Genomic DNA, 14060 nt, shown 5'->3' on the forward strand with positions numbered 1-14060 from the left:
CATGACCATGCGCATCCGTGCCCGTTCGGCCAGTGCTGGAACGGGAAAGACCACCTCTCTGGTGCGGGAGGTGCTGCTCAGTTTGCCCCAGACCCCCCTTCGGCGCACGGCCATAGTGACCTTCACCCGTTCCGGGGCGGCAGATTTGCGCCTCCGTCTGGAACTGGCCCTGCGTGAGATGATCGAGAAAGGCCGTTACCTGGATCTGGTGTCCAGAGACAAGCGGCTGTATTTAGAGGCCCTCTCTGAATTGCGTGGGGCCACCATCACCACCCTGCACGGCTTTTTCAGAACGCTTCTGAGGCTCAATGCGCCCAGTCTGGGCCTGGACCCGGATTTTGCGGCCCAGGATGAACTGGAAAGCCACCTGCTCTTTCAGGAAGCCTGTTTTGAGGTGATTGCAGAGGCGGTGTCCATCCCCATGTCCTCCGGTGTGTCTCTGGTGGCTCAGTGGGGCACCGATGAAACCCTCAAAACCCTGCTGGAACTGCGCAGGCAGCGGGCCTACTCGCCCTTTCAGGCTTATGGCAACCTGGAAAAAGAGCTGCTGGAACTCTATCAGGAGGCGGCCAAACGCACCCGTGAACGGCAGGCGGGGCGGGTTCTGGACCCGGACGATGTGGAGGAGTGGTCCCTCAGGCTAACGCAGTCTCCAGACATGCTCTCACGGGTGCATGAGCGTTTCCGGCGGGTGTTCATCGATGAGTTTCAGGATGTCAGCCCCTTGCAGGCCCGCATTGTTCACGCTTTGCAGATTCCGCTGGTGGATCTGGTGGGAGATGCCAAGCAGAGCATTTATGCCTTTCGCAATGCAGACGTGAATGCGTTTCTGGAGCTGTACCAGTCTGCAGAGCAACTGGCCCCCCTGACCACCACCTACCGCCATCCTCCCACCCTGGCCCGCATTTTCACCGAGGTGGCAGAGCGCTTTTTTCCAGAGTTTGAAGAACTGGGGCTTCCTGCACGGGTGACCTCTGCCCACACCGAGGACCTTTCCACCCCAATTGAATTCCGCCTGACCCAGGCCGATACCATTGCTGCAGCCCGCAAGCAGGAAGCTGAGGACCTGGCTTTGCGTTTAAGGCGGGTTTATGCCAGAGGCACCAGATGGGAAGACATGGTGGTGCTGATCCGGCGCAGAACCAGCCTGAGGTATCTGGAACCCGCCCTGAAACTGCATGGGATTCCTTTTGTGCTGGGACGGGGCCGCAATTACTACGCCCGCCCCGAGATTCTGGATGCCAGTTTGCTTTTGCGCATCCGTGCCGAGTACCATCCCACCTTGCTGGATCTGGCCCGTCTGGGTCAGGTGCCGCCCCTCAATGTTCCTGCCCCCACCCCTTCGGACACCGTGGACAGCTACCTTTCCCGGCATCCAGAGCTGCTGGAACTTCTGGAAGGCATCCGTGCCGCTCCCAGACAGCCGGTGGCCTTCTTGCGCTGGGCACTGGGGGTTTTTCCCATCGATGTGTCTTCCCCGGAGGCCAGAAGCAATCTGGAGGGCTTGCTGCGGGACCTCACCGAAAGGGGCTTTGAGGACGCGGCCAAAGCTGCACGTTTTCTGCGTCTGGCTGCAGAAGGGGGCAATGACCCGGATGAGCCGGTCAGTGGTTCAGGGGCGGTCAAAATCATGACGGTGCACGCGGCCAAAGGGCTGGAGTTTCCCATCACGGTGCTCTTTGACCTCTCAGATGACCCCAGAGAGCGTTCTGGTCGGGTGCTGGTGGATCCCCATTCCAGCGAGGTGATTTTAAAAGACACCCCCGAATTTGAACGCATCCAGCAGCACTGGCAGCGCAGGCGCGAAGGAGAAGACCTGCGCCTGCTTTATGTGGCCCTCACCCGTGCCCAGAAGTACCTGATCCTCACCGGATCGGTGGGGGGGACCGGGCAAACCCAGGGCTGGCTCTTGCAATTGTCTTTTTTGCATGACCAGAAACGCAGTGATGTGCGGGTGATCCACACCGAGAAAACCAACCCCATTCAGGAAGTGGAAGTTGCCAGTGAGCAGCCGCTGCTGGACCCCCAGTTTGCCAGTGCCCGCATTGAAGCGCCACCGCTGACGGTGCGTGCCCCCACCCGCAACCGCAAAAGTTTCAGATTCACCGAAAGCCCAGATCAGGACATCCCGGATTTTGGCAAGGTGGTGGGCATCCTCACCCATTACGCCATTGCTTTTGATCTGACAGTCAAGGGCATGGGGGTTCTGAAAACCCAGCAGATCCTCAGGCCTTACACCCCCCAGGAAAAAGAACGGATCTTGCAGGCCGTGCAGGACATGCTCACCACCCACCACCAGCTCACAGGAGACCGCAAGGAGCGGCTGGAAGACCACCCGGAAATTCCTTTTGCCTTCCGTCTGGAGGGCGTCACCTGGAATGGCATCATTGACCGGCTGTACCAGACCCCAGAAGGCTGGGTTCTGGAAGACTACAAAACCGACCAGATCGAAGCATCAGACCTGGATGAAGCCGTGCAGCATTATGCTCCACAACTGGCCATCTACCGCGAAGCTGTGCGGCAAGCCCGACCCGATGCCCGGCCCCTGACCGTGAGGCTGGTGTTTCTGGCCCTGGCGCAGATCCATGAGGTGCCCTCAGAGGTGCTGGACCAGGCCCTGCAACACCTGCAGGAAAATCTGGACGGGAGTCCCGCAGCAGCAGCAGAAAATCCAGTAGACTGGTAGAGCAATGCAGGACCCGATCCAATTCAAACAGAGTTTCCCCATTCGTTCCCGCCCCGATGTGCTGTTCCGTCTGGTGGGTGATCCCAAGAAACGCATCCGCTGGGACAAGTCCCTGCGTCAATACAGGTATGAAGGCGAAGAGAAACTGCAGGTGGGCTCCAAAATCAAAGGGGTGCTGCAGTGGAAGTACGGTGGAGCAGCCTTTCAGGGCAAATACACCCACCTGCAAGGACCCAACCGGGCCACCCTGGAAACCAGCAAGCCTTTCGGTCTGATTGAGAAAATGAGCCAGCAATGGTCCTTCAAGCCCATGCCTGGAGGCGCAGAAGTCACCTTCACCCTCACGGTGCACCCCCGCTTCAAACTGGCCCGCAAGGGTGTGGAGCGTCTGGTGCAGGGTTATTTTGCTGAAATCATTCTGGAATTGCAAAGGGCTGTGGATTCCAACACTGCAGACGCCATGCAGGAAGCCGCCCAGGAAATTGCCAAGAAGCAAAAAGAAGAACGCAAGAAAAAGAAGAAGTGACTTTCAGATGATGTGAAAAAAGCAGCCCACAACCGGGCTGCTTTTTTCAGTTCAGCTCAGTCTTTCTTGACTCAGTCTTTCTTGCCAATTCCCGTTTCGGTCACTGTGTAAAGTTCAGGGTCCAGATCAAAGCGTTTCAGGTTCTCTGCAATGGAAGCTTTCACAGTCTCCAGGTCGTAACCGGGTTTGTTTTGCTGGGCGGCCATGACATCCACGCTCTGGAAAAAAGTCATGTACATCAGCATTTCGGCGGTTTTCTGGCGGTCTTCGTTGCTGAGTTTTTTCAGGCCAGCAGCATTTTGCACAGCAGAGCGAAATTGCTTCAGGACCGCAGCATTTTCTGCATCTGTGGTGTCCCGGTCTTCCAGTTGCCCGAAAGAGGTGTTGACCCACAGGGTCAGACTGACCGCCAGTTCATTGGGATCGTACCCCAGACCCTGAATGGCTTTTCGCACGTTGGGAACCACATTGGCCTGCTTGAGCAGGTTTTTGATTTCGGTTTCTTTGCCCGGAGCTTTTGCCAGCAGGGTTTTCAAAATCTGTTGCTCTACTGCAGCGGTGGTTTTGGCATTGGGCTGGTAGGTCAAAAAGGCGGTTTTGGCCACAGCTGCTGGAGGCCCCTCCTCACTGGCCTCCACTGCCCCACCAATCACGGTGGAGACGGTGGCGTTCTGGATGCTGCCAGCGGTGGATTCAAACATGGAAGAAAACACATCTTCGGCCTGGGCGGTCATCATTCCTGTGGCAATCAAAATCAGCAGGGATTGTTTCATCTGGGATTGTTTCATGGTTGTCCTTTCTGTCCTGTGTGGACCCTGGAAGTGCTGTTGATTCTGCCCCGGCCCCAATCCAAAATGCAATGCATTTTTTGGAATTGTTTCTGAAATGTAACCCTTTCATCTTCGGCGGGTAAGCTGAGAACCATGACGGCTCCACACCCTCCTCACCTGCTGGATCCCGAAGCCGCCCAGTTCATGCTGGACAGCCGCAACCTGCAGTACCTCCGGCCTTACGTGCATGAAGAATGCAGCATCCAACAGGCCGCGCAAAACCTGGGCATCTCGGTGGGAAAAATGAGTTACTGGACCCACAAATTGCTGGACCGTGGTTTGCTGGTCCTCATCCGGGAGGTCAAACGGGCCGGAAAACCTGTGCGCTATTACCGTGCCACTGCAGAGGAATTTGTTGCTCCCATCAGCATCCTGCCTGAATTCAGCGATGTGGAACTGGTCAAAGCCCATGCGGTCTGGTGGTGGACCACCTTCATGGAAGAGGTGGCGCGGGCCGGACGCAGGGCCTACCCTGAGTGGCAACTCAGGGTCACAGGAACAGATCTGCTGCACCGTCTGGAACCTGCTTTGCAAGAAGGACTGAGCGTCAATGAAAAGGAATACCCGGTCAACGACTGGTTCCATGCAGACCTCACGCCAGAGCAAGCAGAAGCCTGTCAGGCAGAGTTGCAGGCCCTGATGAAGAAGTACCATGCAGTCAAGAACGAAGATGTTCACACCGACAAATACATGTTTCATCTGGGCATGGTGCGCCGCTCTCCCTGAGCGGACAGAAAGAAGGCGACATGAAAGCAGCAATGCAAGGGATGTTCAATGGACTGGCTGTTTTGGCCCTGTTGGTGGGGTTTGCCAGTGGGCGACTGGTGGTGCACAACAACTTCTGGTGGCTTTTGCTGGGTCTGGGTTTGCTGATTTTTGCCCTCACCTGGCCCCTGTATCGGCGCAGATTTGAACGGATTCGTGCCGTGGCAGGTTGGCTTTACGTGGGTCTGGCTGCAGGACTGATTTTGCAAACCTGGCTGCACTGGTGGAACCACAACCTGTGGTGGGTGGGGGTACCCTCTGGTCTGGGCCAGGTCTATCTGGCGTTCACCCTGCCCAAAAACCTCAATGCCCGAGTGTGGACCTGGGTGTTGAACAGAAAACACCTTCCAGAGTGGCTCTCAGAACACGAGCAAAGCCGCATGCAGGTGCTGGCCTCTGGGGTTCTGACGGTTTACGAAGTCACCGAAATCACCGAGCACCGGGAAGGCGGGTTGCTGCAGTCCCAGGAACGCAAAACCCTCAACCATGAGGTGCGGATGCAGGGAGAAACCCTGTTTTCGGGCAAGCGCAAGGATGCAGAAGAATGGTTGCTGGACAGATACCGGGCCCACCGAAAATCCAGAAAGTTGCCCCTGTCTCCAGAAGTGTCTGCACGCGAAACCCTCACCCGTCAGGAAGCTGTTCCCGTGGAAACCACGTCAGACATGTGGACGGAATTGTCTTATCCCACCCGTGACGAAATCCTCAGGTACAGTCCCTACGAAGTGCGCTTCTGGACGAGGACAGGAGTGGGTTTGAACCAGTTGAAAGGACCTTATGTTTTGCTGCACCAGGAAGGGGAAAGGGACTTTCTGTTTCTGGAGGGTGAGAACCACTGGCATGTTGACCCGGATGACCTGGGATTGGTTGAACGAACCGAAGTGTGGCTCAGAGGCCTGAAAGTGGCTGAGCAGACTTCCTTTGATGCAGCCGAAGCGGATGTCCTCAGCCGTTATCAGGAATACCGCCAGATCCGGGGGCTCAATCCCCACTACCACCAGAGCACAGAACAGTCCTGGGCTTCAAAAAAACGACTTTCGGTGACAGAAGTGCTGCAGTATCAGCCTCTGGTGATCCGGGTCCTTTATGAAAGCGGCGAGGCGAGGCAACTTGGCTTTGATGCACAGGGGCGGGCCTTTTTCCTGATCCATTCCACAGAAGAAAAACCTGTGCAGTACCTCTCTGACCGGGCAGAGATTCGCTGGTTTGAACTTTACAACGGTCAGGAACTGCTGGTTCAGTTTAAAGTTCTAGACGATGTGCGGGATTATCTTTTGACGCAGTATGCAGACAAACTGGACATGGAATTCGAGGATTTGTGACACTGCAACCAGGCAGATGTTTTGCAGGCTTCCATGCGGGAGATGCACACCGCACCCCTCCATCTCCCGTATGATGGAGGCGCACATGCCAGTCGTCCTGCAAGCACACAACCTCTCCAAGACCTTCGTTCTGGGCACCGAAAAAGTCCACGCCCTCCGCCAGGTGAGCCTGGACATCCAGCAGGGCAGTTTTGTGGCCGTGATGGGACCCTCTGGCAGTGGAAAGAGCACCCTGCTGAATTTGCTGGGTTTGCTGGACCTGCCCGATCAGGGTGAAGTGACCCTGGCTGCCACTCCCACCAGAGGCCTGAAAGACGATGCCCTCACCCTGCTCAGACGGGAAAAAATCGGGTTCATTTTTCAGACCTTTGAACTGATTCCCACCCTCAGTGCAGAGGAAAACATTCTGCTGACCTCCGAACTGGCAGGACAGTTGAAGCAGGCAAAATCCCGGCTTCCCGCCCTGGCAGACCGTCTGGGCCTGACGGGACGCCTGAAAAACCGACCCTCTGAACTCTCTGGAGGCCAGAGGCAGCGTGTGGCGATTGCCCGCGCCCTGATCAACCACCCCAGCGTGATCCTGGCCGATGAACCCACCGGAAACCTGGACAGCAAAAACGGCCGCGAGGTGCTGGAGATTTTTCAGCAGGGGGTCCGGGAGGAAGGCTGGACCGTGGTGATGGTGACCCACGACCCTGCTGCTGCCCTCTGTGCCGAGAAAATCATCTTTTTGCGGGATGGTGAAGTGGTGGGGGAGACCGAGACGCACAGTTTGGATGCCCGCAGCAAAATTGAAGAATTTGTGGGGGTGTGAGTCAAGAATGGTATGTCTGCTGATGGATCCACTCCCTGATTTCCCATGAGCGAACCACGTCTTTGCCTGGAAATTCAGTGACAAGGGCATAACCATCACACAATTCTGCGATCAAAGCCATGAGGCCAAACAAAAGTTCAAAATGGAGTGATGCCACTCTGGTCCTGTATTCAAAAACAATCTCGAAACCAGCTTTTTTATATTTCTGCTCAACCTCATCTGTGAGAATCTCCTCCACATCTGCCCGATATGAGAACATTTCTGGATCATACGGATCGACATAAATGTGAAACCAGATTTCCTGATTGATTTTCACGTAGAACTGACTGCCAGCCCTTAAACCCTGGTGTTCAACTCCATCAACAGCACTGACCAATTCGGCATGGAAGGGCTCAAGAAAGGCCTGAACCTCTGCCAGGGGAAGGGGACCAGGTTTCTGGGGCAGGATGAAACTGTGTTGAGGCATGGCGACTCCTTGAGGATGAGGTTCTCAGTGTATGGTCATTTGGTGAATCTGGCCTTTTGGTGGTCATTCTACTGGATTGCTGCTGTTCCCCCAGATCCAGCCCTTCTCTCCACCTGATGGCCCCAGCAGACAGATCCATGACCAGACACTGAAGAAGCATTGACACGCAGTAGGTAATCTCCCTGTTGATGAGCAAAAAGGGAGGATTTATGCAGAAAAGCATCATGATTTTGTTGGCCCTGACCACCAGTGCCAGTGCCGCCAGCCTGAGGGTGTTCCCCTATGACGGAGCGAAATTCCTGACCGGGCAGAAGTTTGACGTGCGCATTGAAGCCAGCGACATCAAGGCTTTCAAAGGGGTCACTGTTACTCTGGACGGCAAAGCCTGGGCTGGATTTCAGCAAACCAGCAGCGCTGAAGGCAAATACGAATGGACCCTGCGCGACCAGAGCCTGAACAAAGGTGGGGTGCACACTGCAGCAGTGGTGATTCAGGATGGGGACAGCACTGTCACCAGAACCCTGAGCTGGACTGCTGAATCCTTCAAGAAAACCAGCAAGAGCGCCAGAAACGTGATCATTGTGATCGGGGACGGCATGGGCTGGAACACCGTGAACGCCGCCCGCATTGTCGCAAAAGGCTACAACAGCGAAAACGGCCAGTCCAGAGGCAACCTGGAGATGGAAAAAGACCTGCAGGGTTTTGCCACCGTCACCAACAACAGCCTGGACGCCTTCATCACCGACTCTGCCAACAGTGCTGCAGGCATCATGACCGGACAGAAGCAGGAAGTGAACGCCCTGAACGTCTACCCCGACAACACGGCGGACACCCTGGACAACCCCAGATTTGAAACCATCGGGGAACTGCTGAAACGCACCCGTGGCATGGGTCTGGGCATTGTCACCAACACCTTCGGGACCGATGCGACTCCGGCCAGCATTGCCACCCACACCCGCCGCCGTGGGGATTACCAGTCCATTGCAGACCAGTACTTCAATGGTCCTGCCCAGCCGGATGTGTTGCTGTTTGGCGGCTCCCGTGACTTCATTCCCAAGTCTGCTGCCGGTTCCCGCCGCAAAGACGAGACCAACTGGATTGACCAATCCCAGAAGAAGGGGTTCAGCTTTGTCTCCACCCGCACCGAGCTGCTGAAAGCCGATTCCAGCAAGTTGTTCGGCCTCTTCAACATCGACAACTTCCCCTCTTACCTGGACCGTGCCCAGTTCAAGCGTCCTGAGATGCTGGGCAGCTTCAACGACATGCCCTTCCTGTGGGACATGGCCCAGAAAGCCGTGACCACCCTGGAGAAGAACCCCAACGGTTTTGCCCTGCTGATCGAAGGCGGCATGATCGACAAGTACGAGCACCCCATGGACTGGCACCGTAGCATCTGGGATGTGCTGGAACTGGACCACACCGTTGCCTACCTGAAAGAGTACGTCAAGGCCCACCCAGACACCTTGCTGGTGGTGACTGCGGACCACTCCCACTCCATCAGCGTGTATGGCGGTTATGATTACACCAAAGGACCCGGCAACCGCAATGCTGTGGGCCTGTATGAGACTTCCAGCTGGCCTGACTACTACAAGAGTGTGGACCAGAACGGCATTCCTGTCCTGAAAGACGCCAAACAGGGCCTTGCTGTGGGCTTCGCCAACACCCCCGATTACTGCGAAACCTACACCTGGACGGAAGTCTTCATGGACCCCGCTGTCAGCGACGGCAAAGGTGGCTATGTGGCCAACCCTGAAGCCTGCAAGACGGGTGTGCTGCGCACCGGAAACCTCCCCACCAATGCTTCTTCCGAAGTGCACTCCTCTGACCCCCTGCCCCTCTTTGCCTGGGGTGCGGGAGCCCAGAACTTCTACGGTGTGATCGACCAGACCGACATTTTCTTCGGGATCTCCAGAGCCCTGGGTCTGAACCCTGCAAAAGAGAACAGGTAACCCTTGCCAGACCTCCCCTGGATGTGCGTCCGGGGGAGGTCTTTTCAAAAAGCTCAAAAAGCACCGTTAAAGGATGTGATGTGAAGAAACTTTTGGTTGTGCTGCTTTTTCTGCTGGGCCTGTCCCACGCCCAGACCCCCATCAAATTCACCGAACTCTACAGCGAGGTGACGGTGCGGGGCATTGAATTTTCCCCGATCCTGAAAAAACAGAACGGCCAGCAGGTGAAGATGGTGGGTTACATGGCCCCCCCTTTAAAACCGAAGCTGGATTTTTTTGTGCTGACCCGCACCCCAATGGCCACCTGCCCTTTTTGCACCACGGCAGCAGACTGGCCCCCGGACATCGTGCTGGTGATCATGCCAGAAGGCAAGGAACTCGATCCCAGCACACGCAAACTGGAAGTGACCGGGAAACTGGAGGTGGGCATCAAAGAAGATCCCCAGACCGGTTTTGTCAGCCTGGTGCGCATTTACGCAAAGCAGGTGAAGGAACTGTGATCGAGGTTCGCAACCTGATTCACACCTATCCCAGTTGCAGTGACCCTGTGACCCTGCAGTACCCCAGCTTCACGGTGCACAGGGGAGACCAGAGGGTTCTGATGGGCAGTTCAGGGAGTGGCAAGACCACTTTGCTGCATTACCTTTCGGGTTTGCTGGTGGCAGCGCCAGGGCAGGTCAAAATCAGTGGCACCGATCTGGCAGGCCTGAATGAAGCCCAGCGTGATGGTTTCAGGGCGAGGCACCTGGGCTACATCTTTCAGGATTTTCATTTGATGCAGGGTTACACGGCCCTGGAAAACGTGATGCTGGCCCTTGGGCTGGCAGGAGTAAGTCCCAGAGAACGCAAACAGCGGGCCACCGAAGCCCTTTCCAGGGTGGACCTCGGGCACAGGCTGCACCATTTGCCAGTGCAGCTTTCCACAGGAGAACGCCAGCGGGTCGCCATTGCCCGTGCCATCGTGAACCGCCCGGAAGTCCTGCTGGCAGATGAACCTACTGCCCACCTGGATGAAGCGCGTTCCCATCAGGTGATGGATTTGTTGAAAAGCACAGCACAGGACCTGAATGCTGCCCTGATCGTGGTGACACACGACCCACTGGTGAAAAAACACATTCCAGACCTTCTGACCCTGGGGGCACTGGCATGACCTTCTGGATTGCCCTCAAAAACCTGAAGGTGAGGTGGATGTCCACGCTGATCACCATGCTGGTGGTGGCCCTGGCGACTTCCATTGCGCTGGTGGTGCCGCTGGTGTCCCGTCAGGTTGAAAGAGGTGCGCAGGATGCCGCCCAGGTTTTTGACCTGCTGATCACGGCAAAAGGCAGCCCCACGCAGGCCATCCTCAGCAGCCTGTTTTACCTGGACGTGCCCATCGGGAACATTCCCTACAGCGAATTCCAGAAGCTCAAAACCGATGACCGAACCCGCCGTGCAGTTCCACTGGGGTTTGGAGACAATTACGCCGGGTTTCCGGTGGTGGGCACCTCGCCAGATTTCTTCACCCAGAAGCTGACCCCCACCGGGCCAGATTATTTTCAGGTCTCCACAGGAAAACTGTTCCAGAAGCCTTTTGAAACCGTGATCGGTGCAAATGTGGCAGCCCAGGCAGGCTTGCATCTGGGGTCCACCTTTCAGACCAGCCATGGCACGGAAGCCCTGGAAGACCCCGAAGAGGAAGAGCACCACGAGCAGCAATACACCGTGGTGGGCATTCTGAAACCCACTGGAGGCCCGGCAGACCGCGCGGTTTTGACCCCCATGGAGACGCTCTGGGAGGTGCATGGCATTTTTGATCCGTCGGCCAGAGAAGTCACTGCCATCCTCTACACCGGAAAAAGCCTGGCGGATCTTTACAATGTGGCGGGTCAGGTCAACAGAGGCCAGGTGGCCCAGGCGGTTTTTCCGGGGCAGGTTTTCGGGCAGATGCGCAGTTTCCTGCTGCAGGGACAGGCAGCTTATGGCGTGCTGGCGGTGCTGGTGCTGGTTCTTGCTGCCCTGACGGTCTGGCTCTCCATTTACGCGGCAGGCATTGAGCGCCTGAAAAGTGTGGCCGTTTTGCGGGCGCTGGGCGCTGGCCGCAACCTGATTTTCAATGTGGTGCTGCTGGAAACCCTGCTGACCGTGACCCTGGGGGTCACAGCAGGCATCTTGCTGGCGTACCTGCTGGGTTACACCGGAGGGCAACTTCTGGGTGGGAAGCTGGGCTTCAGTTTGCCTGCGCCAGAAGTGTCCTGGCCTTTGCTGTTCAGGGTGCTGATGCTGGTTCCACTGGGGATTGCGGCGGCCTTTGTGCCCGCATTGAAAGCCTCACGGGAAAGCGTGTTGCGGCACCTCTAAAACGGAAGTCCATCAGGCAATTTGAAAGCTTTACGGTAAAGTTTTGAAAGAAAAACAAGTCCTGAAAGTCTGAACCCGGTGCACAAATCTCCGGGTTTTGTTCCTGTGCAACTGTTTCAGGCCAGATGCATTTGACAGGGCGGGATTTTTGCCAGATTGACCGCATGTCAGAATTCTGTTATAAAAAGGTTGATCGTTCAACCACCTGCTTCCCAAGGAGAACCCACTGTGACCCGTGCCACGCTGAAAGCTGTTGCGGAACGTGCTGGCGTGTCCTACCAGACCGTTTCCAACATCATCAACAACACCAAAAGCGTCAAACCCGAAACCCGCGAACGGGTGGAGCGGGTGATCCGTGAACTGGGCTTCGTGCCCAACTTCACTGCCAAGGTGCTGCGGCAGCAGAAGTCCATGACCCTGGGTTGCGTGTTCTACGAGGTGGCTGACTTCGATGTGCAGGACCCGTACCGCAACATGGTGCAGGCGGCTGTTTCGAAAGCTGCGAAAGATGCCAACTACAGCCTGCTGACCTACCACTGCTTCGAGGACAGCTCCAGCGATCTGCAAGAAATCAAAACCCACCTTTCACAGGGCCGTCTGGATGGTCTGCTGTTCCTCAGCCCCAGCATTTCTGAAACCCTGATTGCAGAACTGGCTGGGTGGAATTGTCCCATCGTGCTCTTTGACCGTTTTGATGCCAGTTCCAGTCTGCCTTCGGTGATGCCCCAGTACCAGGACGGCATCCGGCAACTGGTGCAGCACATGGTGAACCAGGGCCGCAAACAGCTGGCTTTTGTGGGAGGCCGCCAGGAAGACCACACCCAGTCTGGAGAACTCAGGCTCAGCGGTTTTCTGGACACCACCCGTGAACTGCAGCTTGCTGTCCCAGAAGAACACATCTATTTTGCAGACTGGTCTTTTGGCGGGGGCAAGCGGGCTTTTGAGCACCTGTGGAACCTCCCAACCCGACCGGACGCCATTCTGGCTGCCAATGACCGCATGGCGATTGGGCTGCTCAGTGCAGCTTTTGAGGCGGGTGTGAAGGTGCCTGAAGAGGTGTCCATCAGTGGATTTGATGACATCGAGTTTTCGCTTTACACCAATCCCCCGCTCACCACGGTGCATGTGCCTTATGTCGAGATGGTTCACCATGCTGTGGACACCCTGCTGGCCCTGATGGAAGGCCAGGATGTGCAGGGCCACCTGGGTATGCCCGTCACGTTGCGCATTCGATCTTCCACCTGAGTTTTCGACCCGTTCCGATTTTTGCAGCAGCTCAAGAAGTTGAACGATCAACCTTGCTTTCTGACAGAAAGTTGAACGATCAACCATCATCAACCCAGTGATTCACCCGAGGAGGAGACCATGAACCCCACCGAAGCCAACCCCGAGTTGACCCCAGACCGCACTGTCCAGAGGGGGGCCAGACAGGAAGCCCTGATTGGTCTTGCCTTCATCCTGCCAGCCTGCATCGGGTTTGGCCTGTTCTACCTGTATCCTGCCATCCGGGGGCTGTGGATCAGCTTCACCGACTGGAACATGCTCAGTGCCCCCAGTTTCGTGGGATTGCAAAATTACCTGCAGGTCTTTCAGGACGAAAAATTCTGGTCTGCGCTGGGCATCACCTTCAAATACGTGCTGCTCAACATCCCCATCCAGACCGTGCTGGGCATCCTGCTGGCCGTGGCGATGGACCGGGTGGTCAAAAGCACCGTGATCCGGGGCCTGATGATCCTTCCTTACCTGCTCTCTACTGTTGTCAGTGTAAGTCACGGTGAGTCATCAAGCGCTTAAGAATCTCCTCGTGCCAGATAACAAATCAGTTTTCTGGCATCGAGTTGGTTATCCGTCCACACTGTTCCATCCACCATGTCTACATGCACCCACCACGTTCCAGGAACATAACCTGCCAGTTGTGCTTTGATGTTCGCGCAATTGAAACCATAAGCCACTCCATACATCTGATAAGACCTGCCGAACACTTTGTCCGTTAAAGGCCCCAGTTGCAGTTCTGGATCGTTCTGAATGACCCGCAGGTGCTCTATTTTTGCAATCTCAAAGGCTTCCTCTTCAGAAATCTGAGGGACCCAGTAACGGATGGGGGTAGGCAGCGCAACGATTTTAAAGTTTTCCTTCAGGCTCCTGCACAGATAGATGGCTTGCAGCACATCCAATTCCAAACCCATGAACTCTGGGGTTGGCTCTGATTTGTTTGCAGGCAAGAATTTCAACTCAGACCTGCGTTCCTGAATCTGTTGCAATCGCTCTTTGTCCAGGGAAAATGTTCCATAAACGTGTAGATCATAGGTGTCCTGCAGCAATTCACGGGTGTTCAAGGTCATCTCTCTTCCTCCACCAGAGT

General features: G+C 56.0%; 14 protein-coding genes. 11 read left to right on the plus strand and 3 right to left on the minus strand.

Going from position 1 to position 14060, the window contains the following annotated elements; all coding sequences use genetic code 11:
- The first annotated feature begins 1 nt into the window (after nucleotide 1).
- Together IEY52_RS09005 and IEY52_RS09010 are read left to right on the plus strand one after the other, a co-directional pair.
- Nucleotides 2-2686: a UvrD-helicase domain-containing protein gene (locus IEY52_RS09005; RefSeq protein WP_189002350.1), complete on the plus strand. Its 2685-nt coding sequence runs from the start codon at nucleotides 2-4 to the stop codon at nucleotides 2684-2686.
- A 4-nt stretch (nucleotides 2687-2690) separates the two neighbouring features.
- Nucleotides 2691-3212: an SRPBCC family protein gene (locus IEY52_RS09010; protein WP_189002351.1), complete on the plus strand. Its 522-nt coding sequence runs from the start codon at nucleotides 2691-2693 to the stop codon at nucleotides 3210-3212.
- 71 nt (nucleotides 3213-3283) lie between these two features.
- Here the strand turns inward: IEY52_RS09010 and IEY52_RS09015 are convergent, their stop codons facing one another.
- Nucleotides 3284-4000: a DUF6683 family protein gene (locus IEY52_RS09015; protein ID WP_189002352.1), complete on the minus strand. Its 717-nt coding sequence runs from the start codon at nucleotides 3998-4000 to the stop codon at nucleotides 3284-3286.
- Nucleotides 4001-4135: 135 nt separating this feature from the next.
- Between IEY52_RS09015 and IEY52_RS09020 the strand changes: the two genes are divergently transcribed.
- The 3 genes from IEY52_RS09020 to IEY52_RS09030 all read left to right on the plus strand — a co-directional run bounded on the left by IEY52_RS09020 (nucleotide 4136) and on the right by IEY52_RS09030 (nucleotide 6943).
- Nucleotides 4136-4768 (plus strand): hypothetical protein, encoded by a 633-nt coding sequence (locus IEY52_RS09020; RefSeq protein WP_189002353.1) that lies wholly within the window; start codon nucleotides 4136-4138, stop codon nucleotides 4766-4768.
- Nucleotides 4769-4788: 20 nt separating this feature from the next.
- Entirely contained in the window at nucleotides 4789-6129 is a 1341-nt protein-coding gene (locus IEY52_RS09025) for a hypothetical protein (protein ID WP_189002354.1), read from the plus strand.
- Nucleotides 6130-6214: 85 nt separating this feature from the next.
- A complete protein-coding gene (locus tag IEY52_RS09030) occupies nucleotides 6215-6943 on the plus strand; it encodes an ABC transporter ATP-binding protein (protein WP_229684697.1) in 729 nt (242 codons plus the stop codon).
- Nucleotide 6944: 1 nt separating this feature from the next.
- Here IEY52_RS09030 and IEY52_RS09035 read toward each other — a convergent pair whose 3' ends face one another.
- The gene (locus IEY52_RS09035; protein ID WP_189002356.1) at nucleotides 6945-7409 is read right to left on the minus strand and encodes a hypothetical protein; all 465 of its coding nucleotides are present in this window, start codon (nucleotides 7407-7409) and stop codon (nucleotides 6945-6947) included.
- Between the two features lie 209 nt (nucleotides 7410-7618).
- Here IEY52_RS09035 and IEY52_RS09040 point away from each other — a divergent pair, with 209 nt between their 5' ends.
- From IEY52_RS09040 to IEY52_RS09065, 6 genes are all read left to right on the plus strand, one after another.
- Nucleotides 7619-9358, plus strand: coding sequence for an alkaline phosphatase (locus IEY52_RS09040; RefSeq protein WP_189002357.1), 1740 nt, complete (start codon nucleotides 7619-7621; stop codon nucleotides 9356-9358).
- 80 nt (nucleotides 9359-9438) lie between these two features.
- Nucleotides 9439-9858, plus strand: a complete 420-nt coding sequence (locus tag IEY52_RS09045; protein ID WP_189002358.1) for a hypothetical protein — start codon at nucleotides 9439-9441, stop codon at nucleotides 9856-9858.
- Nucleotides 9855-10508, plus strand: a complete 654-nt coding sequence (locus tag IEY52_RS09050; protein WP_229684698.1) for an ABC transporter ATP-binding protein — start codon at nucleotides 9855-9857, stop codon at nucleotides 10506-10508. Before IEY52_RS09045 ends, IEY52_RS09050 begins: the two co-directional genes overlap by 4 nt.
- Nucleotides 10505-11698 carry an FtsX-like permease family protein gene (locus IEY52_RS09055; protein ID WP_189002359.1) on the plus strand — a complete coding sequence of 398 codons (1194 nt, stop codon included), beginning with the start codon at nucleotides 10505-10507 and terminating at the stop codon, nucleotides 11696-11698. The genes IEY52_RS09050 and IEY52_RS09055 overlap by 4 nt, the downstream gene beginning before the upstream one ends.
- Before the next feature lie 228 nt (nucleotides 11699-11926).
- Complete coding sequence (locus tag IEY52_RS09060; protein WP_189002360.1) at nucleotides 11927-12943, plus strand: LacI family DNA-binding transcriptional regulator; 1017 nt, start codon at nucleotides 11927-11929, stop codon at nucleotides 12941-12943.
- Between the two features lie 120 nt (nucleotides 12944-13063).
- Nucleotides 13064-13492, plus strand: coding sequence for a carbohydrate ABC transporter permease (locus IEY52_RS09065; protein WP_189002361.1), 429 nt, complete (start codon nucleotides 13064-13066; stop codon nucleotides 13490-13492).
- Here the strand turns inward: IEY52_RS09065 and IEY52_RS09070 are convergent.
- The gene (locus IEY52_RS09070) at nucleotides 13489-14019 is read right to left on the minus strand and encodes a hypothetical protein (RefSeq protein ID WP_189002362.1); all 531 of its coding nucleotides are present in this window, start codon (nucleotides 14017-14019) and stop codon (nucleotides 13489-13491) included. The genes IEY52_RS09065 and IEY52_RS09070 overlap by 4 nt on opposite strands.
- Nucleotides 14020-14060: the final 41 nt, after the last annotated feature.

It is taken from the genome of Deinococcus roseus (assembly GCF_014646895.1).
Classification (GTDB): Bacteria; Deinococcota; Deinococci; order Deinococcales; family Deinococcaceae; genus Deinococcus_C; species Deinococcus_C roseus.

Coding starts and splice junctions, on each gene's coding strand:
- IEY52_RS09005 (WP_189002350.1), top strand. CDS start 2: ATGACCATGCGCATCCGTGCCCGTTCGGCCAGTGCTGGAACGGGAAAG.
- IEY52_RS09010 (WP_189002351.1), top strand. CDS start 2,691: ATGCAGGACCCGATCCAATTCAAACAGAGTTTCCCCATTCGTTCCCGC.
- IEY52_RS09015 (WP_189002352.1), bottom strand. CDS start 4,000: ATGAAACAATCCCAGATGAAACAATCCCTGCTGATTTTGATTGCCACA.
- IEY52_RS09020 (WP_189002353.1), top strand. CDS start 4,136: ATGACGGCTCCACACCCTCCTCACCTGCTGGATCCCGAAGCCGCCCAG.
- IEY52_RS09025 (WP_189002354.1), top strand. CDS start 4,789: ATGAAAGCAGCAATGCAAGGGATGTTCAATGGACTGGCTGTTTTGGCC.
- IEY52_RS09030 (WP_229684697.1), top strand. CDS start 6,215: ATGCCAGTCGTCCTGCAAGCACACAACCTCTCCAAGACCTTCGTTCTG.
- IEY52_RS09035 (WP_189002356.1), bottom strand. CDS start 7,409: ATGCCTCAACACAGTTTCATCCTGCCCCAGAAACCTGGTCCCCTTCCC.
- IEY52_RS09040 (WP_189002357.1), top strand. CDS start 7,619: ATGCAGAAAAGCATCATGATTTTGTTGGCCCTGACCACCAGTGCCAGT.
- IEY52_RS09055 (WP_189002359.1), top strand. CDS start 10,505: ATGACCTTCTGGATTGCCCTCAAAAACCTGAAGGTGAGGTGGATGTCC.
- IEY52_RS09065 (WP_189002361.1), top strand. CDS start 13,064: ATGAACCCCACCGAAGCCAACCCCGAGTTGACCCCAGACCGCACTGTC.